Origin of the sequence: Pseudonocardia adelaidensis, assembly GCF_039543345.1 — a bacterium.
In the GTDB taxonomy this organism is placed as follows: Bacteria; Actinomycetota; Actinomycetes; order Mycobacteriales; family Pseudonocardiaceae; genus Pseudonocardia; species Pseudonocardia adelaidensis.
This window is the reverse complement of record NZ_BAABJO010000005.1, coordinates 1-22,858: the sequence shown is the minus strand read 5'-3', so window position 1 is coordinate 22,858 and position 22,858 is coordinate 1. Positions and strand designations below refer to the sequence as shown.

Genomic DNA, 22,858 nt, shown 5'->3' with positions numbered 1-22,858 from the left:
TGGTGTCGTGAAAGTGGCTTTGCTGACACGCGGGGAGCGGCGAGGGGCCCGGGATTGCGAGGGGGCGCCATGAGCACCGGCAGCCTCGAGGTGCGGGGGCTCACCACCTCCTACGGGGCCGTCACCGCGCTGGACTCGGTCGATCTCGTCGCCGAGCCGGGGCGGATCACCGCCGTGCTGGGGGCGAACGGGGCGGGCAAGACCACGCTGCTGCGCACGATCTCCGGGCTGGTGCGGCCACAGGCGGGTCAGGTGCTGCTCGACGGCGCCGACCTCACCCGCGCCCCGGCCGAGGCGATCGCCCGCGCCGGGATCGCGCACGTCCCCGAGGGCCGCGGCGTGATCACCGAGCTGACGGTGGAGGAGAACCTGCGCCTCGGGGCGATGCTCGGGGCGTCCCGCCGGAAGACCGGCCGAGGGCTCGCGCAGGTGTACGAGATGTTCCCGCCGCTCGCGGAGCGCCGCCGCCGGGACGCGCACGTCCTGTCCGGCGGCGAGCGGCAGATGCTCGTGATCGGGCGCGCGCTGCTCGCCGGACCGTCGGTGCTGCTGCTGGACGAGCCGTCGCTCGGGCTGGCACCGAGGATCGTCGCGCAGATCTTCGAGCTCCTGCGCGGGCTCGTCGACGAGGACGGCATGACCGTGCTCCTCGTCGAGCAGAACGCACGCAGCGCCCTGTCCATCGCCGACGCCGGGGTCGTGCTGAACCTCGGCCGGGTGGTTGCCCGCCAGGCGGCGGCCGACCTCGCGGCCGACGCCGCCCTCCGGCACGCCTATCTCGGATTCTGAGCAGGGGGCGCGATGCAGCAGTTCCTCAACGTCACGCTGACCGGGCTCGGCCAGGGCGCCGTCTACGCCGCGTTCGCGCTGGCACTGGTGCTGATCTGGCGCTCCACCCGGATCGTCAACTTCGCCCAGGGCGCCATGGGCATGTTCACCACCTACATCGCGCTCACGCTGATCGAGGGCGGGCAGTCCTACTGGGTCGGGCTCGTCGTGGCGCTCGGGTCGGGGCTCGTGCTCGGTGCGCTGGTCGAGCGGCTGGTCATCCGCCCGGTCGAGGGCGGCCCGGAGCTGAACGCCGTGATCGTCACGCTGGGGCTGTTCGTGGCGCTGCAGGCGCTCGCCGCGATCCTCTTCGGCTCGACGTTCCGGTCCTTCCCCGCCCCGTTCGACCTGCGCGGGTTCACGGTCGGCGGGGCCAACATCGCGTTCACCGCGAACAGCATCTACGTGATCGTCGCGGTGGTCGTCGTGATGCTCGCACTGGTCGCGCTCTTCCGGTTCACCGACCTCGGGCTGAAGATGCGCGCGGCCGCGTTCTCCCAGGAGGTGTCGCGGCTGCTCGGGGTGCGCGTGGGCCGGATGCTGACGCTGGGCTGGGCGCTCGCGGCGGTCGTGGGGTCGCTCTCCGGGCTGCTCATCGCGGGCGGAAGCCTGGTGTTCCCCGCCTACATGGACGCCGTGATCGTGTACGGGTTCGTGGCCGCGGTGCTGGGCGGGCTCGACTCCCCCGGCGGTGCCGTGGTCGGCGGCCTCGCGATCGGTCTCCTGCTGTCCTACGTGAGCGGCTACCTGGGCAGCGAGCTCGTCGCGCTCGCGGCGCTGGTGATCCTCGTGGCGGTGCTGCTCGTGCGGCCGCAAGGCCTCTTCGCCCGCACCGCGGCGCGGCGGGTCTGAGGGGTCCGATGGTGCAGCAGACGCTCCCGCAGGCGCCGTCCGCCCCGTCCCGCAAGCCCCGCTTCCGGTGGCGCCCGCGCTCGACGTTCGCCCGCCACGGGCTCACGGTGCTGGTCGCGCTGGTCGCCGTCGTGCTCGTACTGGAGTTCACCAGCCCGTTCCGCAACTCGCAGCTCGCCACGATGTCCTACTACGCCATCGCGGCGGCCGGGCTCACCGTGCTCACCGGTCTGAACGGCCAGATCTCGCTCGGACACGGCGCGCTGATGGCCGTCGGCGCATACACGACCGGCCTGCTGCTCGGGCCCGAGGGTGACGGGGCGCTGCCGCTCCCGCTGATCATGCTCGTCGCCGCGGCCGGGACGGCGCTCGTCGGGGCGGTGGTCGGGGCCGCCGCCGCGCGGCTGCACGGGCCCTACCTCGCCGGGGCCACGCTCGCGCTGGCCGTCGCCGTGCCCGGGCTCGCGATCTACTTCGACCACACGCTCGGCGGCGAGCAGGGCCTGCGCATCGCCTCGCCCGACGTACCAGGCTGGTTCGACGCCACGGTCTACTTCCTCTTCGCGCACGAGACGCCGAGCGCGAAGTACCTCGCCTACCTCGGCTGGGGCACGCTGCTGCTGGTCCTGCTGTTGCTCGCCAACCTCATGGCCGGACGGGTCGGGCGCGTCTGGCGGGCGGTGCGCGACGACGAGGTCGCCGCCGAGCTCGCCGGGATCCGGCTGGGTCAGGTCCGGGTGCTGGCGTTCGTGGTCAGCGCGGCGTGCGCGGGGCTGGCCGGTGCCGTGCTCGGCGTCGTGGTGCGGCTCGCCGCGCCCAGCGGGTTCACGATCGTGCTGTCGCTCGGGCTGCTCACGGCCGTGGTCGTCGGTGGCCTCGGCAGCCTGGCCGGCGCACTGCTCGGCAGCGCGTTGCTGGTGTTCCTGCCGCCCGCCGTCACCAACCTCGGCACCGCCGCCGGGCTCGACGGCACGCAGGCCGCGCAGCTCGCCCCGTTCGTCTACGGCGTGGTGCTGATCCTCGTGATGCTGCTCGCCCCGACGGGAGCGGTGGGCGTGTTGAAGAAGGTCTGGGGTCGCCGGAGGAGGACACGATGAAGGCAAGGGGTCTGTGCGCCGCGCTCGCGGCGGCGGCGCTGCTGGTCAGCGGGTGCGGTGCCGGCGGCCGCCCGGCCGAGGGCGGCGGTGGAGCGGCGGCCGAGGCCGGCATCACGCCGACGTCGGTGAAGGTCGGCGCCCACTTCCCGCTCACCGGGGTGGCCGCGCCCGGCTACAGCGAGATCCCGACCGGGACGAAGGCCTACTTCGACTTCGTCAACGCCGCGGGCGGCGTGAACGGCCGCCAGATCGAGTACGTCTTCCGCGACGACGCGTACAACCCCACGCAGACCAGCCAGGTCGTCAACGAGCTGGTGCTGCAGGACCAGGTCTTCGCGATCATGGGTGGCCTCGGCACACCCACCCACTCCGCCGTGCTCGACTACCTCAACAGCGAGGGCGTGCCCGACCTGTTCGTCTCCTCCGGCTCGCGGCTGTGGGACCACCCGGCCGACAACCCCATGACGTTCGGCTGGCAGCCCGACTACGAGATCGAGGGCAAGATCATCGCCCAGTACGTGGCGCAGAACTTCCCGAACGCCAAGGTGGGCCTGTTCCTGCAGGACGACGACTTCGGGCGGGACGGCGAGGCCGGCGCCCGCCGGTTCCTCGACAAGCAGATCGTGGCCGCCGAGCGGTACACACCGGGCAACACCGACGTCGCCCCGCAGATCGCGGCCCTGCAGGCGGCGGGCGCCGACCTGGTGATCGGCTTCAACGTGCCGTCCTACACGGCGCTGTCGCAGCTGCAGTCGCTCCGCCTGAACTACCACCCGCAGTGGATCTACTCCAACGTCGGCTCCGACCCGACGCTCGTCGGCTCGCTGCTCGCCCGCTTCTCCGAGGGCGCCGTCACCGACGCCGGGCTGCTCGAGGGTGTGCTGACCACCGAGTACCTGCCCGGCGTGGACACGCCGGACGACCCGTGGATGCAGCTGTTCCAGCGGGTCTGGGACGCGAACGGCGGGGACGGCGAGCTCACGAACTACCGCGTGTACGGGATGGCGGAGGCCTACACGTTCGTGCAGGCCCTGCAGGCCGCGGGTCCGAACCCGACGCGCAAGGGCATCGTCGACGCGGTCGAGCGCGCGGGCAGGACGTTCGAGGGGCCGTGGGCCGCGCCGTTCCGGTACTCCGCCGACCGGCACGCCGGTATCTCCGGCGTCCAGGTCACCCGGATCGCCGGGGGCAGGACGGAGAACCTCACCCCGGTGCTCGTCACCGACAACGGCGACGCCCCGATCACGGAAGAAACCGGCGAGCGGGCCGCTCCCCCGGCCGACGGCATCCCGGACGTGCAGCCGGTGAGCTGAGGCAGGCGCGTTGCAGCATGGCCACCTTCCTGCCAGGGGACGGCAACAGGGTGGCCTTGCTGCAACTCGCCCCCGTTGCTGCCATATGACATCTCTATTGCGCTATTGACATATCAAATCCGGCCGCCCAGGATCCCCGGGTATGACCACGAGCGACCCGCTCCACGCGCAGATCCGCAAGGAGTTGGAGTCGCGCATCCTGGCCGGCACCTGGCCGCCCGGCACGCGCGTACCGACCGAGGCCGAGCTCGGCGAGCAGTTCGGCGTCTCCCGCATCACCGTGCAGCGGGCGCTGCGCGACATGGCCGACGCCGGCCTCGTCGTGCGCTACCGGCGCCGGGGCACGTTCGTCGCGCAGACGGCCGGTGAGCACAACCTGCTCCGCTCGGCCGGCCTGCTCCTGGAAGGCCCGGAGCTGCCGGGCGACCACCGCGTCGTCGACGCCCGGGTGATCCCCGGCGGGACGGCCGCGCTGCAGCTGCCCGGCGTCGCCGCCGACGAGGCCGTCGTGCAGGTCGAGCGGCACAAGCTCACCGCCGACGGGAGCCGGGTGGCGGCCACGGAGCTGGCCGTGCTGCCGTTCCGGTACGCGCCCGACCTGCTCGACCAGGACCTGGTCCACGTGACCACGCACCCGTACCTGCGCCGGCGCGGCGTCGTGCTCGAACGGTCCCGGCTCTACGTCGAGCCGCACGCCCTCGACGCCACGCACGCGGAGCTCTTCGGCCTGCCGGAGGGCACCGCGGTGTTCCGCTGGCTGCGGGTCACCTGGACGGTGCGCGACGAGGTCGTCGAGCACATGCAGGCGATCCTCCCGGCCGCGGACTCCCGGTTCTACGTCGAGACCTCGCTCGGAAGCGCCCGATGAGCCAACCGCGACTCGCCCCCGGAATCGCTGTCGTCGGCACGGGCACCGTGGGCGCGATGACGCTCTGGCGGTTGGCCGCCCGCGGCGTGCCGGCCACCGGCTTCGACACCTACGCGCCGGGTCACGACCGCGGCGCCGCCGGCGGTGAGTCCCGCATCTTCCGCACCGCCTACAAGGAGGGCGCCGAGTACGTCCCGCTGCTGCAGGCGGCCCGCGGCCTCTGGCACGAGCTCGAGGAGGCCGCCGGGGCGCGGCTGCTGCACCTCGTCGGGGGCGCGACCGTCGGCCCGGCCGACCACCCCACGGTGCGGGCCGTGCTCGACTGCGCGGAGCGGTACGACCTGCCGGTCGAGCTCCTGACCGGGGCGGAGGCCCGGCGGCGGGTGCCCGAGCACCCCCTCGGCGACGGCGAGGTCCTCGTCCTCGACCCGGATGCCGGGTTCCTGACGCCCGAACCCGCGGTGCAGGCCGCCGCGGCCGCGGCGGAGCGGGCCGGCGCGACGATCCGCCGCTACGAGCGGGTGCTCGACGTCGAGCCGGACGGCGACGGGGTCACGATCCGCACCGACCGAGCAACCGACCGGTTCGACGCCGTCGTCCTGGCCCCCGGGCCGTGGGCCCGCACGCTGCTCGGCGATCTCCCGGTCCAGCCGCGGACGATCACGTCCACCTGGTTCACCCGCCACGATCCCAGCCTGTTCGACGCGAAGCGGTGCCCGATCGCGGTCCGGGTGGGCCCGCACGCCTTCTCCTGCTTCCCGGCCGTGGACGGCAGGGGTGTGAAGGTCAACCCGCACGGGGAGTTCCCACCCGTCGACGCCCCGGAGGCGCTGCCCCGCAGCGCCGCCCCCGAGCTGGTCGACCGGTTGCGCACGGCCGTCTCCGCCGTCCTGCCCGGGCTCGTGCCCGACCCGATCCGCATCGCCACCTACTGCGACGGCTTCACCCCCGACGGGCACGGCCTGCTCGGTCCGCTCCCCGGCCTCGGCGGGCGCGTGCACGTCGCCACCGGCTTCTCCGGCCACGGCTTCAAGCTCGCGCCCGTGTTCGGCGACGCCGCGGCCGACCTCGTTCTCACCGGCTCCACCCCGCGGCCGGTCGACCACCTCTCCCCCGCCCGGCCCCTGTAGGAGGTATCCCCATGCGCCCGAGACTTCGGCTCGCGCTCGGCACGCTGGTGGGCGCGCTCGCGCTCGCCGTCACCGGCTGCGCGCCCCCGACCCCGACGGGCAACGCGAACGCACTCGTCGTGGCCGGATACGGCGGCTCGTTCGAGACCGCGTTCCGCGAGTCGATCATCCCCGGCTTCGAGCAGACCTGCGGCTGCACGGTGACCTACATCCCGGGCTCCTCCACCGACAGCATCGCGAAGCTGAAGGCGCAGCAGGCGAGCCCGCAGATCGACGTCGCCCTGCTCGACGACGGCCCGCAGGCCCAGGCGCGCGACGCCGGGCTGGTCGCGCCGCTCGACACCGCCGTCGTCCCGGTGGACGAGGTGGTCGACGTCGCGCGGCTCCCCGGCGATGTCGGCGTCGGGTTCGGCGTGACCGCCACCGGCATCGCCTACAACCCGGAGTGGTTCGACCAGCACGGCATCCCCGCCCCCACCAAGTGGAGCGACCTGGCCGACCCGCGCCTCCAGGGCGCGCTGGTGCTCCCGTCGATCACCAACACCTACGGCGTCGGCATGCTCGTCGGTGCGGGGGTGCAGAACGGCGGTTCCGAGCAGAACATCGAGCCCGGGTTCACCGCCGTCCAGCAGATCGCGCGCAACGCCGTCACGTTCGACACGACGGCCGACGTCTCCAACTACTTCCTGCAGGGCCAGGCGGCCGCATCGGTGTGGGGGGTCTCGCGGGTGTCGTCGCTCGCGGAGAAGGACTTCCCCGTGCGGTTCGTCTACCCGGAGGGCGGCGCGATGGCGCTGGTCACCACCGCGAACGTGGTCGCCGGGGCACCGCACGCCGACCTCGCGCAGAAGTTCGTCGCCCACCTGCTCGACCCGGCGGTGCAGGCCGAGCTAGCGCGGGCCACCTACGACGGCTCCGTCGTGCCGGGCGTCACCCTCGAACCGGACCTGGAGTCGAAGGTCGTCGGGCTCGACGAGGTCGGGCAGCTGCGCAAGCTGGACTGGCCCACGATCAACCGCGACCGCGCCGCCTGGACCGAGCGCTGGAACCGGGAGGTGGAGGTCCGGTGACGGCCACGACCGGGTCCGTCACCGGGGCGCCCGTCGGTGCGCCTGCGCGCGGCCGGCTGACCCTCGGGGGGATCCGCAAGACGCTCGGCGGCCGGGAGGTCGTGCGCGGCATCGACCTGCAGACCGAGCCCGGCGAGTTCCTCACCCTGCTCGGCCCGTCGGGTTGCGGCAAGACCACCACCCTCAACATCGTGGCCGGCCACCTCCTGCCGGATGCCGGCAGCGTGCAGGTCGACGGCCGGGAGCTCACGACCGTGCCGGCGAACCGGCGCGCGATGGGCATGGTGTTCCAGTCCTACGCCCTCTTCCCCCACATGACCGTGGCCGACAACGTCGGCTTCGGGCTGCGGATGCGGCGCACCGCGGCCGCGGAGCGCAGGCGGAAGGTCACCGAGGCGCTGGAGATGGTCGGCCTCGACGGGATGGAGGGCCGCCACCCGCGCCAGCTCTCCGGCGGCCAGCAGCAGCGCGCCGCCCTGGCGCGGGCGCTCGTCGTGGAGCCCGACCTGCTGCTGCTCGACGAGCCGTTCTCCAACCTCGACGCCCAGCTGCGCGTGCGGCTGCGGGACGAGGTCGTCGCGCTCCAGCGCCGGATCGGGACGACCGCGATCCTCGTGACCCACGACCAGGAGGAGGCCCTCGCCGTCTCCGACCGGATCGCGGTGATGAACGAGGGCACCATCCACCAGATCGCCGACCCGCAGACCGTCTACCTGCGCCCGGCCACGGACTTCGTCGCGACGTTCGTCGGCGAGGTCAACGTCCTCGACGGCGTCGCCACGGCCGGGGGCTGCCGCCTGCCGGACGGGCATGTGATCGCCGCGACCGCGGTCGGAGCGGCACCGGCCGATGGCGCGCCGGCGCGGGTCTACGTGCGGCCCGAAGCCGTGCAGTTCGGGACGGACGGAATCGCCGGTCGGGTCACGTCCACCCGGTTCCTCGGCACCCGCGTGCGCTGCCACGTGGAGACCGCCGCGGGGCAGCTGGAGGTCACCGTGCCGTTCGCCGCCGCCGTGCCGGGTACCGGGGAGGAGGTGAGGTGCACGTGGCCGTCGCAGCACGCCTCGCTGGTCGCCCGCTCCGGGTGAGCACGGCCCGCCGGACCGGGCTGCTGCTCGCGCTGCCCGCGATGGCGGTGTTCGCGCTGCTCTTCGTCGCGCCGCTCTTCACGCTGGTGCTGAACAGCTTCCGCACCGCGCAGGGCGGCTTCACCCTCGCCAACTACGTGCGCTTCCTCGGCGACCCGTTCTACCGGGACGTCCTCGTGCACACCCTGCTGATCGGCGCCGTCACCACGCTCGGCTGCCTGCTCATCGGGTACCCGTTCGCGCTCTACCTGCGCGGTCGCTCCCCGCGGGTGCGCAACTACCTCTCGCTCGTGCTGCTCTCGCCGCTGCTGATCAGCATGGTGATCCGGGCGTACGGGTGGCTGGTCGTGCTCGGGCCGAACGGGCCGGTGGCCGCGGTGTTCCGCGGGGTCGGGCTCGAGCCGCCGGCGATGCTCTACAACGACGTCGCCGTGGTCATCGGGATGCTGCACGTGATGCTCGCGTACATGGTGCTGCCGCTCGTGGCCGCGCTCGACCGGATCGACCCGACGCTGGTACCGGCCGCCCGCGGCCTCGGCGCGTCGGGCTGGAGCTGCTTCTGGCGGATCACCGTGCCGCTGTCGGTGGCCGGGATGGTGGCCGGGTCGCTCATCGTGTTCAGCCTGACGGTGTCGAGCTTCGTCACCCCCGCCATCCTCGGCGGGCCGACCGTCAAGCTGATGCCGTACTTCGTCTACACCGAGGCCACCGTGAACCTCGACTGGCCCTACGCCGCCGCGATCGGCTTCATCCTCGTCGTGGTCACCACGGCGCTCATGGCCGGTTACGCGGCCCTGCTGCGCAAGCGGGCGGGGGCGCTGTCGTGATCGGCCGGGTCGCCGGAGGGCTGTTCGCCACGCTCGTCGCGCTCTTCCTGCTCGCGCCCGTGCTCGTGACGATCGCGTCCTCGCTCACGACCACCAGCTACGTCGCGTTCCCACCGCAGGGGATCACGGTGCACTGGTACCTGGAGCTGGCCGGCAGGCCGGAGTTCCTCATGTCGTTCGCGCTCAGCTTCGGAGTCGCGATCGGCGCGGCGGTCGTGTCCACCGTGCTCGGGCTCGCCGCGGGCCTCGCGATCCACCGGTACCCGTTCCCCGGGCGCACGGCGCTCGACACGATGTTCTCCAGCGCGTTCGCGGTGCCGACGATCGTGCTCGGCATCGGGCTCCTGCAGTGGTACGCGCAGCTGGGCATGGCCTCCAGCCCGTTCACCCTGCTGCTCGCGCACCTCGTGCTGACCGTGCCCTATACGGTGCGGCTCGTGCTGGCCGGCCTGCACGGCCTGGACCGCTCGGCCGAGCGCGCGGCCGCCGGGCTGGGCGCGAGCTCGCTGCAGGTGTTCTGGCACGTCACGCTGCCCGCGGTGCGCGGCTCGCTGATCGCGGGGGCGTTCTTCGCGCTGATCACCTCGTTCGACGACCTCACCGTCGCCCTGTTCGTGGTGACCACCGACATGCAGACGCTGCCCGTCCGGATCTTCAACTACCTCCAGTACAACTACGACCCCACGGTCACCGCCGTCGGCACGCTGATGGTGCTGCTGGCCGTCGTGGCCGCGCTCGTCATCGAACGCGTGGTCGGCGTCGCCCGCCTGTTCGGCACCAGTCGCTGAAAGAACGGAGCTCTTCCCGTGCGTGTTGTCGTCATCGGAGCCGGAGTGGTGGGCGCGGCCGTCGCGGCGGCCCTGACCCGGCGCGGCACCGAGGTCACCGTGCTCGACGCCGGCCGCCCGGGCGCGGGCACGACAGCGACGTCGTTCGCGTGGGTCAACGCGAACAACAAGGACCCGCAGCCCTACTTCGAGCTCAACAGCGCGGGCGTCGCCGCCCACCACGCGCTCGCCGGCGGGCCGACATCCTGGTTCTTCCCCACCGGGCACCTGGAATGGGCCACCACCGACGAGCACGCCGCGCTGCTCGCCGCGCGCGTGGCGAAGCTGGAGGGCCGCGGCTACCCCGTGCGGCGGCTCACCCGGGCCGAGGCCCTCTCGCTGGAGCCCGACCTCGTGGCGCCCGCCGACGCGGAGTTCGTGTTCTACCCCGACGAGGCCCACACCCTGCCCGGGCTGCTGCACGCCCGGCTGCTCGGCGAGGCCCGCGACCGCGGCGCGACCGTCCTGCCGCACACCGAGGTGAGCGGCATCGACCTCGCGACCCCTACCGTCACCACCGCGCACGGGGACAAGCACGCCGCCGACGTCATCGTGTGCTGCGCGGGCCGGTGGAGCACACCGGTGGCCGCGCTCGCCGGGCTCGACGTGCCCCTGCTCGACCCGGACCTGGCCGGCTCGGCCACCGTCGGGTTCCTGGCCACCACCGAGCCGGTGCCCGCCCGGCTGTCGCGGCTGCTCACCCACTCCCGGCTCAACGTCCGGCCCGACGGCGGAGGGCGCCTGCTGCTGCAGGCCCTCGACCTCGACGGCGCCGCCGACCCGGCCTCCCCGCCGCCCGCCGACGGCCCGCTCGCCGCCGAGATCACCGGGCGGCTGCCCGACGTGCTCGCCCTCACCGCGGGCACCCGGCTGGAGAAGATCCGCGTCGGGCAGCGGCCGCTACCGGCGGACGGCCTGACGATCGCGGGGTTCGCCGATCCCGACCGCCGCTTCTACGCGGTGGCGACCCACAGCGGTATCACCCTCGGCCCGCTCCTGGGCGACCTGGTGTCCGGCGAGCTGCTCGGCACGGAGTCACCGCTGCTGGCGGCGTTCCGCCCGAGCCGCTTCGCAGGCAGCCCCACGGCATCGCCCGCGCCGGCCCGGCGCCCCGGCGAGCAGTGAGGTCAGCAAAGCCACTTTCCTGACGTGTGGCGTCCTGAAAGTGGCTTTGCTGACATCGGCAGGGAGCATCCGGGGCACCTCTGAGTAAGGTGAGGCTTCTTACCTACTGGAGATCGTCCATGCGACTGCTCGGCCTGCTCCTCGCCGGCCTGCTGGCCGTCACGGCCTGCTCCACCTCGCCGCCCGAGACCACCGGCACGGGGAGCTGGTCGTTCACCGACGACCTGGGCACCACGGTCACCGTGGATCACCGGCCCACCCGGGTCGCCGGCCTCACCGACGTCGTGGCGTCGCTGTGGAACTACGGGATCGAGCCGGTCGCCGCTTTCGGCTACACCGCGATCAGCCAGGACCAGCGGTTCGCCGGCCGTGACCTGTCCGGCGTGGCCGAGCTCGGGCCGATGTACGGGCAGATCGACCTGGAGGCCCTCGCCGCCGCCCACCCGGACCTCATCGTCACGCACGCCTATCCCGTCGACGCCGCCGGCACGATCGACCCGCAGGCCCCGCTCTACGGTTTCGCCGACCTCGCCCAGCAGGAGGCGGTGGCCCGCATCGCCCCGATCGTCGCGATCACGATGGACGGGTCGGCGGTGCAGGTGATCGACCGCACGGCCCAGCTCGCGCTCGCCCTCGGCGCCGACCCGGCGGTGGTCACCGGCGCCCGCGCCGAGTACGACGCCGCGGCCGACCGGCTGCGCACCGCGGCGGCGTCAGGGTTGCAGGTGCTGGTGGTGGCGGCCTACCCGGCCGAGGGCTTCTACGTGGCGAAGGCCCCCGACGACCCGACCCTCACGGCGCTCGCCGACCTCGGCGTCCGGTTCGTCGACCCGGGCGGGACCGGCTACTACTGGCAGATCGTGAGCTGGGAGAACGTCGGCTCGCTGCCCGCCGACATCGTGCTCGAGTCGCAGATCGACGACATGACGGCGGACCAGATCCTCGCCCAGCCGACGTTCGCGCGGACGGCCGCGGGACAGGCCCGCCAGGTCTACCCGTGGGTGTTCGCGAGCATGGACTACGCCGCGCAGGCGGCGTACACGACCGAGCTGGCGGGGCACCTGGAGTCCGCGCGCAAGGTGGTGTGACCTACCCCGCGGCGACGACGGCGCCACCGTGCAGCCGCCGGGTGTGCTCGGGCACGTGCAGGTCGTACGGGTGCAGGAGGTCGGGGCGACCGAGCTGTTCGAGCCGCGCGAGGTGCTCGGCGGAGAGGATCACGTCGAGCGCACCGAGGTTGTCCTCGAGCTGTGCGACCGTACGGGCCCCGACGAGGGTCGAGCTCACGCCCGGCCGGCTCGTCACCCAGCTCAGCGCCACCTGCGCCGGACTTGCGCCGAGCTCGTCCGCGATCTCGACGAGGCTGGCGAGGACCGCCCAGTCCCGTTCCGTGTGCCTCCGGCCGTAGGGAGAGGCCCGCAGGGCCTGGACCCGGCCCTCGCCGACGATGCCGTCGTCGCCGCCCCGGGTGTACTTGCCGGTGAGGAACCCGTGGGCGAGCGGTGACCACGGGACGATGCCCATGCCGAGGTCGAGCGCGGCCGGGACGTGTTCACGCTCGATGGACCGCTCGACGAGCGAGTACTCGAGCTGCAGTGCGGCCACCGGTTCCCAGCCGTGCGCCGCGGCCCGCAGCTGCGCTTTCGCCGCGTACCAGGCCGGGGTGTCGCTCAGCCCGACCGCCCGCACCTTGCCGGCGCGCACGAGGGCGTCGAAGGTCGACATCACCTCCTCCACGGGGGTCACCGTGTCCCAGATGTGCAGCCAGTAGAGGTCGAGGTAGTCCGTGCGGAGCCGGCGCAGCGACTCCTCGAGGGACGCGAGGATGTTCTTGCGCCCGTTGCCGCCCGCGTTCGGGTCGCCTGCGCGGCGGGCCGCGGTGAACTTCGTGGCCAGGACGACCTCGTCGCGGCGGCCGGACTCGGCCAACACGGCGCCGAGGATCTCCTCGCTGCGACCCGATGCGTAACCGTTCGCCGTGTCGATGAAGTTGCCGCCTGCGTCGAGGTAGCGGTCGACGATCGCCCGGGAGGTGGTCTCGTCGGTGCCCCACGAGGTGTCCCCGAAGGTCATCGCCCCCAGCGCGAACGGAGCGACGCGCAGGCCGGTGCGGCCCAGGAGCCGGTACTGCATGAGGAGCCTCCATCCATACAGGGTGTACGGACAACCTATCCAGACATACTGTATGGTCCGCGTGTGACCGCGCCGACTCCCCGCCGAGGGCGCGCTGCCACGCCCGTCACCCGGGATGTGCGCGCAGCGATCCTGGAGGCCACCGAATCCCTGCTGGCCCGCCGCCCGTTCGACAAGCTCGCCGTCGCGGAGATCCTCGCGGCCGCAGGCGTGTCCCGGGCGAGCTTCTACTTCTACTTCGGCGGCAAGCACGACGTGCTCGCCGAGCTGGTCCGCGGCGCCGTGCAGAGCGGGCACGCGACAGCCGAGTCCTGGACGGCGCGTGCGGGCGGCGGGCCGCCGGAGCCCGCCCTGCGCCGGTCCGTGACCGCGGGGAGCGAGCTGTGGCGCCGGAAGGCCCCCGTCCTACGCGCGATCGTCGAGAACTGGCACACCGATCCGCAGCTCACCGAGTTGTGGACGGTGCTGATGGCCGGGTTCACCGCGGCCACGGCGGAGCGCATCGAACGCGACCGGGCGGAGGGTGTCGCCCCGCGAGGCGGCCTTCCCGCCGATCACCTGGCGAGCGCGCTCACCTGGCTCAGCGAAAGGCTGCAGTACCTCGCGGCTGCCGGTGTCGCCCCGTTCGACGACGAGGACGTCCTCGTCGACACGATCACCGGCGTCTGGCTCGCAGCCGTTTACGGATCCCCGCCACGCTGACCGGTCGACCGCCTGGGCGGATTCAGAAGTCGGCCGATCCTCTATACGCTGTAATTACGTAATTCCTGGAGGGATCCCGTGACCGACGCCGTTCCCACGCTGTACGAGTGGTGCGGCGGCTCCGCCGCCCTGCACCGCCTCACCGACGTCTTCTACGAGCGCGTGCTCGAGGACCCGCTGCTCGAGCCGATCTTCCGCCACATGAGCCCGGACCACCAGGACCACGTGGCCCGCTGGCTGGGCGAGGTGTTCCGCGGGCCCACCGAGTACACCGACCAGCTCGGCGGCTACCCGGCCATGCTCTCCCACCACATCGGCCTCGCGATCACCGAGCAGCAGCGGGCCCGGTGGGCGCAGCTGATCGCCGAGAGCGCCGACGAGGCGGGGCTGCCCGGCGATCCCGAGTTCCGCTCCGCCTTCGTCGCCTACATCGAGTGGGGCACCCGCATCGCCAAGGCCAACTCCGCGCCGGGCGCCAACCCGCCCACGGACTACCCGACCCCCCGCTGGGGCTGGGGAGAGGCGCCGCCGTACACCCCGTGACCACCGGCCGGCACGTACCCGGCAGCCACGCCGGCACCCTGATCTCCAGCGACCCCGCCCCGCGGCACCCGGCCACCCGCTTCGATCACGGCTGAACGGGTAACACGTCGGGATGCGCTGCAGCGTCCCCGGACCCCGCGACCGCTTCCGCACGGACGGCCCGACCGCGTCCCGGAGCTGCGCAGGCAGGTGCGGCCTCGGCGATCGGGGCGCTCCGATCGGGCCGCCGCCCCCGTGGACCGGCGCGGCGCTGCGCCGCCACCGGGGCGTGCCGGGCTGACCCGGACGTGGGCCGGCTCCCCGTCCCGCTCGCCGGGCGCTGGTCGAGCGCGCTGGCGATGGCGCTGCTCGGCCTCGGCCCGTTCGTCGTGCTGTCGACGGCGTCCTTCCCGCTCACGCCGTTGCAGGGCGGGGAGCTCGGCGCGACCAGGTCCGGCCTGCAGCTCGCGAACGGCTTGGCGAACGCGGCGTACGCGCTGTGCGTGGTCGTCGCCGCCGACCTCGTCCAGCGCGCCCCGGCCAGGCGGCTCTACCTGGCGTGCACCGCGACGTCCGCCCTCGGCGCGAGCATCGCCGCCCTCGCGCCGGACGTCGTCTGGTTCGGCGCCGGCCGGGTGCTGCACGGCGGGGCGACCGGGATGCTGCTCGTCGTCGCGCTCCCCCCGCTCGTCACCCGCCACGGGGCGGCGCGGGTCCCGCTCACCGTCTCGTTGATCAACCTGGGCCTGTTCGGCGGCGCCGCGATCGGGACGACGGTCGGCGGCGTGGCGGCAGGCCCGGAGCGGTGGCGGCTGCTGTTCGCCGGGGCGGCCGTGGTGGCCCTCGCCGCACTCGTGGTCGGCGTGCTGGGCTTCGAGCGCGGCGGCGACCCGAACCCGCACATGGGTTTCGACCCGTCCGGCATCCCGCTCGCCGCGGCGGCCACGATCCTGCCGTTCCTCGGGGTCAGCCTGCTGGCCGCGGCACCCGCCCCGCCGCCGGCCGCGGTGCTGGTGACCGGCGTCGGCGTGGCCGCGCTGGTCGTCCTCGTCGTGCGCGAGTACCGCAAGGAGCGGCCGCTGATGCCCGTGCGGCTGATCGCGCACACCCTGCCGGTCACCGGGGTCGGCGCCGCGATGCTCAGCGGCGCCGCCTTCACGACCCTCGTCGAGCTCGCCGTCGTCCGCCTCCAGCAGGTCGAGGGCATGGGTCCGGCGGCCGTCGGCGCCGTGCTCGCCACCCAGGTGCTCGGGATGGCGGTCGCGCTGTGGCTCATCGTCCGCGTGCTGCCCACCCGCTGGTTGCCGGTGCTCGTGCTGGGCGGCCTGCTCACCACGGCGGCGGCCGGTGTGCTGCTGGCCGTCGCGGGGGCGCTCCCGGCCGTCCCGCTGGCCGCTGCGGCCGGAGCGTTGCTCGGCCTCGGGGCCGGCGCGGGCGTCGGGCCGGGGCTCTTCCTGGGTGCGCTCAGCGTGCCCGCCCCGCGGCTCGGTCCCGCGTTCGCGCTCGTGCAGCTCCTGCGCGCCGAGGCGGCCTTCCTGCTCGCCCCGCTGCTGCTGCGCGCGGCCACCTCCGCGGCGGATCCCGCCACCGGCGTCCGGCACGCCGCGCTGCTCGTCGCGGGCACCGCGGCCGCCGGGGCCGTCGCGCTGACCGGGGTGCTCCTGCTCGGCGGCTCCCCACCCCAGGCTCCCCACATCCGGCGGTGGGTGGACGGCGACGGACCGGCCTACGACTCGCCGCCGCTGGCGGCCCTGCTGCGTGGCCGGTCGGAGTGACGGGGGACCTCGGCCGGCCGGGCCACGAGGACGTGCACCCCGCTCCTCGGTCCCGTCGGCATGACCCGGTCGAGCCGGAAACCGGCGGCCGCCAGCAGCGCCGCGAACTCGTCGGCCGTCCGCTCCTGGCCACCCAGCAGCGTCAGCATGTGCACGTCCATCCGCACCGCCGCGGGGTCGTCGGACGCCCGCGCCGGGAGCACCGCCTCGACCAGCAGCAGCGTGCCGGAGTCCGGGATCGCGCGGCGGACGGTCCTCAGTATCGCGACGGCCTCGGCGCCGGGCCAGTCGTGGATCACGCGGGAGAGCACGTAGGCCTCCGCGCCCGCCGGGACCTCGGCGAAGAAGTCGCCGCCGACGTGCGGCAGCTGTGAGCCCCGAACGACCTCGGGCCGGTCGAACAGCACACCGGACACGGGCGGGGCCGCCCGCAGGATCTCCGCGAGCAGCACGCCGGTGCCGCCACCGACGTCCACGAGCGTGCGGAACCGGCGGAAGTCGTACGCCTCCACCACCGCGGCCGCCTCGCGCGCGGCGCGCACCGCCATCGACGATTGGAAGCGGGCGCTCTCCGCGGGGTGGATGTCGAGGTGCTGGAAGAACGTCCTGCCGTGGACGAGCTCGAACGGGACGCCGCCGTCCCGCACCGCGTCCAGCAACCCGGCCAGCGCGCCGTAGTAGAGGCCACCGCGGGCGAGGACGGCACCACGCTGCGAGCCCTCGACCCCGTCACGCAGGAGTTCGCCCGTAGCGGTGAGCCCGAACCGGTCGCCGGGGAGATCGTCGAGAACCTCCTCCGCCGCGAGACCCCGCAGCACCCGGCGCAGCACGTCCGGGTCGGCGCCGACCTGCGTGGCGAGCTCCTTCGCGGAACGCGGGCCGTCGGCCAGCGCGTCGGCGATCCGCAGCTCGGCCGCGACCCACAGCAGCTGCGTCACGACGTAGCCGTCGGCGAGCCGGGCGAGCCGCGAGGCGGCGGATGTCATGCCCATGGACGGTACGAGCGGGCGGAACCCGGATCCAGATACCTACTCGTCGCGCTGCCGTGCGTCCCGGAGCTGACGGCGGACGTCCTCGAGCACCCACCTGTGGTGCCCGCCCGGCGTCGTGTACTCCGGTGTGATCACGCCGTTGCTGATCCACACCAGGATCGTGCCGCGGGCGACGCCGAGCTCGCGGGCGAGCTCGCCCGTCGAGATCAGACGCTTCCCCACAAGTCAGACGGTAGATCAGCGAACTGAGCGAAGACGTCGCTCATCAGCACATACGGCGAACCAGCCTAACCCACCGTATCAAACGCTAAAGTCATATTGTGCATTTCAGTCGACGCTGGGACGATCGGTGGGCCTCCACCCGAGGCGGCCCCGGCCGGGTGCTGCAACACCAGGCCGGGGCCTTGACCCACACTGCTGAGGAGTGCGGACCCGATGCGGGACGCTACAGAACCATCGCCCGTTGCTGCGCAGCTGGCGCGCATGCCGCAGGTCGTCGAGGTCCTGCTGGCGGCGCACGTCCCGGACGCCAGGAGCCGCTGCCGCGGGTGCGGGCTGCCGGGCACGGGCAGCGCCCACCTCGCCTGGCCGTGCAGCCTGTGGCTGGTCGCGGACACCGCGCGCCGCCTTCTCGCGACCCGGCACTGAACCCCCACCGCGGCCCCCACCGCCGCCGCGAGAAGCACCAGCGCGATCCCGGCAGCGCCGAGGTCCTGCTCGAACCGATCAGTGCCGGCGATCAGTACGCCGGGGTCATCGCAGCAGCGCCCACGTGCTGCTCAGTTCGATCAGCCGTTGGGGGGCAGCACGCAGAACTCGTTGCCCTCCGGATCGGCGAGCACCACCCACGGGAGCTCCGGCTCGTCGGCGATCCGGGTGGCGCCCAGGTCGACGAGCCGCGCGACCTCGGCCTCCTGCGTGCCGACGGCGGGCGCGATGTCCAGGTGCAGCCGGTTCTTCCCCGACCGCGCCTCGGGCACCGGCCGGAAGAGCAGCAACGGGCCCTTCCCCGTGCCGATCTGCACGTACTCGACACCGTGGGCATCGCGCCACCGCCGGTCCACCTCCGTGCCGAGCGCGGCGCACCAGAAGGTGGCGCAGCGCTCCGGGTCCCGGCAGTCGACGGCCACCGCGATCAGCCTGCTGACCATGCCCACGACGGTAGCCGGATCCGGCGCAGCCGGGGATTGACCTCGACCCGGGTTCAGGCCGAACACTGGCCGGCACCGGGCCGACGGTCCGACGGTTCACCCACAGGAGGCCTCGTGTCCTACCCACATCCCCGCTACGCCGGCGCGGCGGGGGAGATCAATGCGACGTTCCGTTCCGCGAGCACGGCACCCGACTTCGTGTCCACGCCGGTCACCTCCTCCGGTCCAACGGTCGGCTCCGGGACCGCCTACCACTACCTGGCCACCGGGCCGTCCAGCGATGGCGATTTCGGGCTCTACCGCGTCGACATGGGTCCGGAGCCCGGTGGACCGGCGACGCACTTCCACCGGACGATGTCGGAGTCGTTCTTCGTCCTGTCCGGGACGCTGCGGCTGTTCGACGGCGAGCGCTGGATCGACGGCACCACGGGCGACTTCCTGTACGTCCCGCCGGGCGGGCTGCACGCGTTCCGCAACGAGTCCGGCGAGCCGGTGTCCATGCTGATGCTCTTCACACCCGGGGCACCCCGCGAGGCCTACTTCGAGGGGATCACCCAGCTGGCCGCTATGAACGACGAGCAGCGCGCCGAGTTCTTCACGCGCCACGACAGCTACTTCGTCTGACGGGAGCCGACGATGGTCGCCGCCACGTCCTCCAGCTCCGGGAGCAGGGCGACGGTGGCGGAGGACCGGGCGCGCAGGTCGTCCGGGCCGCGCACGCCGGTGAGCTCCGCCAGCGCGTCCCGGAACGCACGCTCCGCGGCCCGGGAGCGCTCCGGTGGCGCGTCGGCGTCGAGGACCTGCTGGCAGCGGGCGAACGTGGCGACGATCCAGAACACCGCCTCGCGGTGATCCCCCGCGTCGACGAGCGCGCGGCTGCCGTCGATCGCGATCGGCCGGGCCTCGGCGCTGATGTCCGACGAGAAGGGGAACGGGGTGCTGCCGACCGCGGCGGCCTCGTCGAACAGGTCGCCGAGCCGGTCGAGGTGGCGCACCACCACCCCGGCGTCGACACCGGCGCATCCGAGCAGCTCCAGCATTCGGGCGTAGCCGCCGGGACGGTCGTGGAGCACGTCGCGGGCGCGCCGGAAGCGCAGCCGGACCGTCGGGCGCTCTCCGGCCGCCACCAGCGCCGCGACCGTGCCGAGGGTGGACGGGAAGAGCCAGGCCTGCACCTGCTGGGGCCATCGGGCAGCCGCGTCGATCGCGGACAGCCGCATCCGGATCGCCGTGAGCACGTCCGCGACCCGGCGGCGCCGTGCCCCCGGCGAGTCGTAGGTCGGCGCGATCGCGGCCCGCAGCCGCCCGAGCAGCCCGGTGGGGTCGAGCAGCACGCCGTCCGGGCCGGCGAACGACGGCGCGAGGTAGTGGGTGGCCGCGACGCGATCGGGGTCGGCGAGGAGCTCCTCCGGCAGGTACGAGACGTCGAGGAGCGCACCGTGGTGGCGGATCTTGCCCGGCTTCGGGGGAGCCGTTCCGGCCACCACGACGGTGACGTCGACGTCCGACCAGGGCGGCTGCACGGCGTCGGCGGGCCGGTCCGCGGTGGAGCCCGCGAGGTAGGCCCCCCGGAAGCCCGGCTCGGTCCGGCACCGCGCCCAGTCCAGGGCCGCGGCCCGCGCCTCCCCGGCCAGCATCAGTGCTCGTCGAACAGCACGCTCACCGACTCGCCGTTGTGGATCCGGCGCATCGCCTCGGCGAGCGCGGGGGCGACCGAGATCACGGTGAGCTTCGGGGCGTCCTCGGCGCCGGGCAGCGGCACGGTGTTGGTGCACACGATCTCCGCGACGTCGTCGCGCCGCCCGATCCGGTCCAGCGCGCCGTCGCTGAACAGGCCGTGGGTGCACGCGACCCGGATCGAGGCGACGTCGTGCTCGACGAGCCGGTCGAGCAGCTCGACGATCGTGCTGCCGCGGGCGATCTCGTCGTCGAGCACCACGACGTCCTTGCCGCGGACGTCGCCGATGATCGAGCTGATCAGGACCTTGTCATCGGAGATCCGCTCCTTCGCCGCGGCCGCGACGGGCAGGCCGAGCAGCCGCGCGAAGCGCGAGGCCTCCTTGGCGTTGCCCAGGTCGGGCGACACGACCACCGAGTTGGAGAGGTCCCCGCCGCGGAAGTGGCGGGCCAGCTCGTGCAGGGCGTGCAGGTGGTCGACCGGCACCCCGAAGAAGCCGTGCACCTGCGGGGAGTGCAGCGTCATCGTGAGGACCCGGTCGGCGCCTGCCGTCTGCATGAGGTCGGCCACCAGGCGGGCGGCGATCGAGATGCGCGGGGCGCCCTTCTTGTCCGAGCGGGCGTAGGCGAAGTGCGGCATCACCACCGTGATCCGCGCGGCCGACGCGCCGCGGGCCGCGTCGAGCATCAGGAGCAGCTCGACGAGGTTGTCCTGAACGGGCGGCGCCAGCGGCTGCACGATGAACACGTCCCGCTCGCGACAGTTGGCCAGCAGCTGGACCTCGAGGCAGTCGTTGGCGAACCGGGTGACCCGCGAGGGCGCGAGCGGCACCTCGAGGTGGTGGCAGATGGCGGCCGCGAGCTCCCGGTGGGCCGAGCCGCTGAAGATCGTGATCTCCCTCATCGCATGTTCCAATCGTCTCGGCGGGCATCGAGCAGCGGGGCCTGCAGCTGCGCCCACGGGGAGAGCTCGCCCGCCGTGGCCGCCGCGAGGAACGCCTCCCAGCTCCACCACTCCACGGACTCGACCTCGTCGGGCCGGGCGTGCGGCTCGCCGACGAGCGTGCACACGTAGACGGGGCAGAGCTCGTTCTCCTCGACGCCCCCGGCGGCCGCCCGGTAGGCGAAGTCGGGCAGCACGAGCCGCAGGTCGACGGCGCCCACGCCGAGCTCGTCGGCCAGCCGCCGCCGGACGGCATCCGCCACCGCCTCGCCCGGCGCCGGGTGGCCGCAGCAGGTGTTGGTGCGCACGCCGGGGAAGGTCACCTTGTGGCGGGCCCGCCGGGTGACGAGCAGCCGGCCTGCGCCGTCGAAGCCGTAGCAGGAGAACGCCAGGTGGAGCGGTGTGCTCGCCCCGTGCACGGTGGCCTTGTCGGCGACGCCGATGGGGCAGCCGCCGTCGTCGAGGAGTACGACCTGCTCCGTCACGTGCCCACCGTAGTGCTTGCCTTTCATACATACATGCATGTATCAATAGGCCGTGCGCCGTACCGCCGAGGACACCGCAGCCACGCGCGCCGCCGTCCTCGATGCCGCGCTCTTCGCCTTCGCCCGCGACGGGATCGACCGGGCGACGCTCGCCGCGATCGCCGAGGACGCCGGCGTCACGCGCGGCGCGGTCTACCACCACTTCGCGGACAAGGAGGCGCTCCTGGCCGCCGTGCTCGGCGAGACGTGGGACGTGGTCGCCGCCCCCGTCTGGGCCGCGCTCGACACCCCGGGCGTCCCGCTCGCCGACCGCCTCGAAGCGTTCGCACTCGCCTGGCTCACGGCGCTGCACACCGACCGCCGGTTCGCCGCCCTGATGGCGGTGAGCATGCGCGCGGCCGCCTCCTCCGGCGCGCTCGCGGAGAAGGCGGCAGGCTTCCACGCGTGGCGCGACCGGTTGCGGGCCGCCGTGGCCCCGACCGCCGACCCGGCCCCGGCCGCCGCCCACCTCCTCACGTGGCTGTGCGGCACCGCGCTGCTCGCCGGCCACGACCCGGCCCTCGTTCCCCCGGCCGACGCCACCAGCGTGCGGCCCCTACTCGGAGGGATCCTCCCGTGATGTCCCGCGGACCGACCCGCCCCCGCGCCGCCGCCGGGGTCGTCACGCTGGCGCTCGCCGTCGACATGTTCCTGTACGGCAGCCTCGTACCGCTGCTGCCCGTGCTCCCGGCGGTCGCCGGCTCGTCCGGTGCCGCGGGGCTGCTCTTCGCCGCGTACGCGGTGGCGATGCTCGTCGCGACGCCGGTGGTCGGCCGCTGGGTCGACCGGAGCGGCGCGCGGGCACCCCTGCTCGCCGGCCTGATCGCGCTCGCCGCCGCGACGGCGCTGTTCGCGGCCGTGGTCGACGTCCCGGGTGCCGTCGGCCTCGCCGTGCTCTCGCTCGCGCGGGCGGCGCAGGGCGTCGCGGCGGCCGCGAGCTGGGCGGCCGGGCTGGCGCTGATCGCCGGCACCCACCCGCCCGAGCGACGTGGCACCGTGATGGGGTTCGCGCTCTCCGCCGTCGGGCTCGGCGTGCTGCTCGGCCCGGCCGTCTCGGGGTTCCTCGCCGACGCGTTCGGCCCGCACGCCCCGTTCGTGCTGGTCGCGGTGCTGGCGGCGGCCGCCGCCGGGGCGCGGCTCGCGTGGGTCGGGCCCACCGCGGCCGCGCCGGCATCGGCCTCGTTGCGGGAGGTCGCGCGGGGACCGCGGGCCGGCCTGCTGATCGGGCTCACCGCGCTCGGGGCGGCGGCGATCGCGTTCGCCGAGCCGGTGCTGCCGCTGCACCTGTCGGCGCTCGGGCTCGGCTCCACCGGCATCGGGCTGGTCTTCGGCGCGTTCGCGCTGCTCGGCGGGTTGACCGCGCCGCTCGCCGGGATCGTGACCGACCGCCTCGGCGCCGCCCGCGTGGCCGCGC

At 73.8% G+C, this 22,858-nt stretch carries 26 protein-coding genes; 19 read left to right on the top strand and 7 right to left on the bottom strand.

Features of this window, described 5'->3' with window-relative positions; genetic code table 11:
* The first annotated feature begins 69 nt into the window (after positions 1–69).
* The 12 genes from ABEA81_RS07560 to ABEA81_RS07505 all read left to right on the top strand — a co-directional run bounded on the left by ABEA81_RS07560 (position 70) and on the right by ABEA81_RS07505 (position 12,113).
* Positions 70–789, top strand: a complete 720-nt coding sequence (locus tag ABEA81_RS07560; protein ID WP_345604116.1) for an ABC transporter ATP-binding protein — start codon at positions 70–72, stop codon at positions 787–789.
* A gap of 12 nt (positions 790–801) precedes the next feature.
* Positions 802–1,680, top strand: a complete 879-nt coding sequence (locus ABEA81_RS07555; protein WP_345604115.1) for a branched-chain amino acid ABC transporter permease — start codon at positions 802–804, stop codon at positions 1,678–1,680.
* A gap of 8 nt (positions 1,681–1,688) precedes the next feature.
* Positions 1,689–2,777, top strand: a complete 1,089-nt coding sequence (locus ABEA81_RS07550; RefSeq protein WP_345604114.1) for a branched-chain amino acid ABC transporter permease — start codon at positions 1,689–1,691, stop codon at positions 2,775–2,777.
* Positions 2,774–4,090, top strand: a complete 1,317-nt coding sequence (locus ABEA81_RS07545; RefSeq protein ID WP_345604113.1) for an ABC transporter substrate-binding protein — start codon at positions 2,774–2,776, stop codon at positions 4,088–4,090. The genes ABEA81_RS07550 and ABEA81_RS07545 overlap by 4 nt, the downstream gene beginning before the upstream one ends.
* Positions 4,091–4,232: 142 nt before the next feature.
* The gene (locus tag ABEA81_RS07540) at positions 4,233–4,958 is read left to right on the top strand and encodes a GntR family transcriptional regulator (protein WP_345604112.1); all 726 of its coding nucleotides are present in this window, start codon (positions 4,233–4,235) and stop codon (positions 4,956–4,958) included.
* Positions 4,955–6,088 (top strand): N-methyl-L-tryptophan oxidase, encoded by a 1,134-nt coding sequence (gene solA, locus ABEA81_RS07535; protein WP_345604111.1) that lies wholly within the window; start codon positions 4,955–4,957, stop codon positions 6,086–6,088. Before ABEA81_RS07540 ends, solA begins: the two co-directional genes overlap by 4 nt.
* Before the next feature lie 11 nt (positions 6,089–6,099).
* Complete coding sequence (locus ABEA81_RS07530) at positions 6,100–7,158, top strand: ABC transporter substrate-binding protein (protein WP_345604110.1); 1,059 nt, start codon at positions 6,100–6,102, stop codon at positions 7,156–7,158.
* Positions 7,155–8,246, top strand: a complete 1,092-nt coding sequence (locus ABEA81_RS07525) for an ABC transporter ATP-binding protein (protein ID WP_345604109.1) — start codon at positions 7,155–7,157, stop codon at positions 8,244–8,246. Before ABEA81_RS07530 ends, ABEA81_RS07525 begins: the two co-directional genes overlap by 4 nt.
* Complete coding sequence (locus ABEA81_RS07520; protein ID WP_345604108.1) at positions 8,204–9,073, top strand: ABC transporter permease; 870 nt, start codon at positions 8,204–8,206, stop codon at positions 9,071–9,073. Before ABEA81_RS07525 ends, ABEA81_RS07520 begins: the two co-directional genes overlap by 43 nt.
* Positions 9,070–9,861 (top strand): ABC transporter permease, encoded by a 792-nt coding sequence (locus ABEA81_RS07515; protein ID WP_345604107.1) that lies wholly within the window; start codon positions 9,070–9,072, stop codon positions 9,859–9,861. Before ABEA81_RS07520 ends, ABEA81_RS07515 begins: the two co-directional genes overlap by 4 nt.
* 18 nt (positions 9,862–9,879) lie before the next feature.
* The gene (locus ABEA81_RS07510) at positions 9,880–11,025 is read left to right on the top strand and encodes an NAD(P)/FAD-dependent oxidoreductase (RefSeq protein WP_345604106.1); all 1,146 of its coding nucleotides are present in this window, start codon (positions 9,880–9,882) and stop codon (positions 11,023–11,025) included.
* A gap of 119 nt (positions 11,026–11,144) precedes the next feature.
* On the top strand, positions 11,145–12,113 hold the full coding sequence (locus ABEA81_RS07505; protein WP_345604105.1) for an ABC transporter substrate-binding protein: 969 nt from the start codon (positions 11,145–11,147) through the stop codon (positions 12,111–12,113).
* 1 nt (position 12,114) lies between these two features.
* Here the strand turns inward: ABEA81_RS07505 and ABEA81_RS07500 are convergent, their stop codons facing one another.
* Positions 12,115–13,158, bottom strand: a complete 1,044-nt coding sequence (locus ABEA81_RS07500; protein ID WP_345604104.1) for an aldo/keto reductase — start codon at positions 13,156–13,158, stop codon at positions 12,115–12,117.
* Positions 13,159–13,221: 63 nt separating this feature from the next.
* Here ABEA81_RS07500 and ABEA81_RS07495 point away from each other — a divergent pair, with 63 nt between their 5' ends.
* The 3 genes from ABEA81_RS07495 (at position 13,222) to ABEA81_RS07485 (ending at position 16,157) form a co-directional block, all read left to right on the top strand.
* A complete protein-coding gene (locus tag ABEA81_RS07495; protein ID WP_345604103.1) occupies positions 13,222–13,860 on the top strand; it encodes a TetR/AcrR family transcriptional regulator in 639 nt (212 codons plus the stop codon).
* 78 nt (positions 13,861–13,938) lie between these two features.
* Positions 13,939–14,403: a group II truncated hemoglobin gene (locus ABEA81_RS07490; protein WP_345604102.1), complete on the top strand. Its 465-nt coding sequence runs from the start codon at positions 13,939–13,941 to the stop codon at positions 14,401–14,403.
* A gap of 287 nt (positions 14,404–14,690) precedes the next feature.
* Positions 14,691–16,157: an MFS transporter gene (locus ABEA81_RS07485; RefSeq protein WP_345604101.1), complete on the top strand. Its 1,467-nt coding sequence runs from the start codon at positions 14,691–14,693 to the stop codon at positions 16,155–16,157.
* Here ABEA81_RS07485 and ABEA81_RS07480 read toward each other — a convergent pair.
* Positions 16,109–17,143, bottom strand: coding sequence for a methyltransferase (locus ABEA81_RS07480; RefSeq protein ID WP_345604099.1), 1,035 nt, complete (start codon positions 17,141–17,143; stop codon positions 16,109–16,111). The genes ABEA81_RS07485 and ABEA81_RS07480 overlap by 49 nt on opposite strands.
* A gap of 42 nt (positions 17,144–17,185) precedes the next feature.
* Entirely contained in the window at positions 17,186–17,371 is a 186-nt protein-coding gene (locus tag ABEA81_RS07475) for a MerR family transcriptional regulator (protein ID WP_345604098.1), read from the bottom strand.
* Positions 17,372–17,584: 213 nt separating this feature from the next.
* Here ABEA81_RS07475 and ABEA81_RS07470 point away from each other — a divergent pair, with 213 nt between their 5' ends.
* A complete protein-coding gene (locus ABEA81_RS07470) occupies positions 17,585–17,797 on the top strand; it encodes a hypothetical protein (RefSeq protein WP_345604097.1) in 213 nt (70 codons plus the stop codon).
* A 140-nt stretch (positions 17,798–17,937) separates the two neighbouring features.
* On the opposite strand, the gene ABEA81_RS07465 is transcribed toward ABEA81_RS07470, so the two are convergent.
* Positions 17,938–18,300, bottom strand: a complete 363-nt coding sequence (locus tag ABEA81_RS07465; RefSeq protein WP_345604096.1) for a VOC family protein — start codon at positions 18,298–18,300, stop codon at positions 17,938–17,940.
* 114 nt (positions 18,301–18,414) lie between these two features.
* On the opposite strand from ABEA81_RS07465, the gene ABEA81_RS07460 reads away from it, so the two are divergent.
* The gene (locus ABEA81_RS07460; RefSeq protein ID WP_345604095.1) at positions 18,415–18,924 is read left to right on the top strand and encodes a cupin domain-containing protein; all 510 of its coding nucleotides are present in this window, start codon (positions 18,415–18,417) and stop codon (positions 18,922–18,924) included.
* On the opposite strand, the gene ABEA81_RS07455 is transcribed toward ABEA81_RS07460, so the two are convergent.
* Genes ABEA81_RS07455 through idi form a run of 3 tightly spaced genes read right to left on the bottom strand, consistent with a single transcriptional unit; the run spans position 18,912 to position 21,405 of the window.
* On the bottom strand, positions 18,912–19,937 hold the full coding sequence (locus tag ABEA81_RS07455; RefSeq protein WP_345604094.1) for a hypothetical protein: 1,026 nt from the start codon (positions 19,935–19,937) through the stop codon (positions 18,912–18,914). The genes ABEA81_RS07460 and ABEA81_RS07455 overlap by 13 nt on opposite strands.
* A complete protein-coding gene (locus tag ABEA81_RS07450) occupies positions 19,937–20,881 on the bottom strand; it encodes a ribose-phosphate diphosphokinase (RefSeq protein WP_345604093.1) in 945 nt (314 codons plus the stop codon). Before ABEA81_RS07450 ends, ABEA81_RS07455 begins: the two co-directional genes overlap by 1 nt.
* The gene (gene idi / locus ABEA81_RS07445; protein ID WP_345604092.1) at positions 20,878–21,405 is read right to left on the bottom strand and encodes an isopentenyl-diphosphate Delta-isomerase; all 528 of its coding nucleotides are present in this window, start codon (positions 21,403–21,405) and stop codon (positions 20,878–20,880) included. The genes ABEA81_RS07450 and idi overlap by 4 nt, the downstream gene beginning before the upstream one ends.
* Before the next feature lie 52 nt (positions 21,406–21,457).
* Between idi and ABEA81_RS07440 the strand changes: the two genes are divergently transcribed.
* Both ABEA81_RS07440 and ABEA81_RS07435 read left to right on the top strand, forming a co-directional pair.
* The gene (locus ABEA81_RS07440; RefSeq protein WP_345604090.1) at positions 21,458–22,024 is read left to right on the top strand and encodes a TetR/AcrR family transcriptional regulator; all 567 of its coding nucleotides are present in this window, start codon (positions 21,458–21,460) and stop codon (positions 22,022–22,024) included.
* Positions 22,024–22,858, top strand: an 835-nt coding sequence (locus tag ABEA81_RS07435) for an MFS transporter (protein ID WP_345604089.1), incomplete at its 3' end; no start/stop codon positions are given. The genes ABEA81_RS07440 and ABEA81_RS07435, both read left to right, overlap by 1 nt.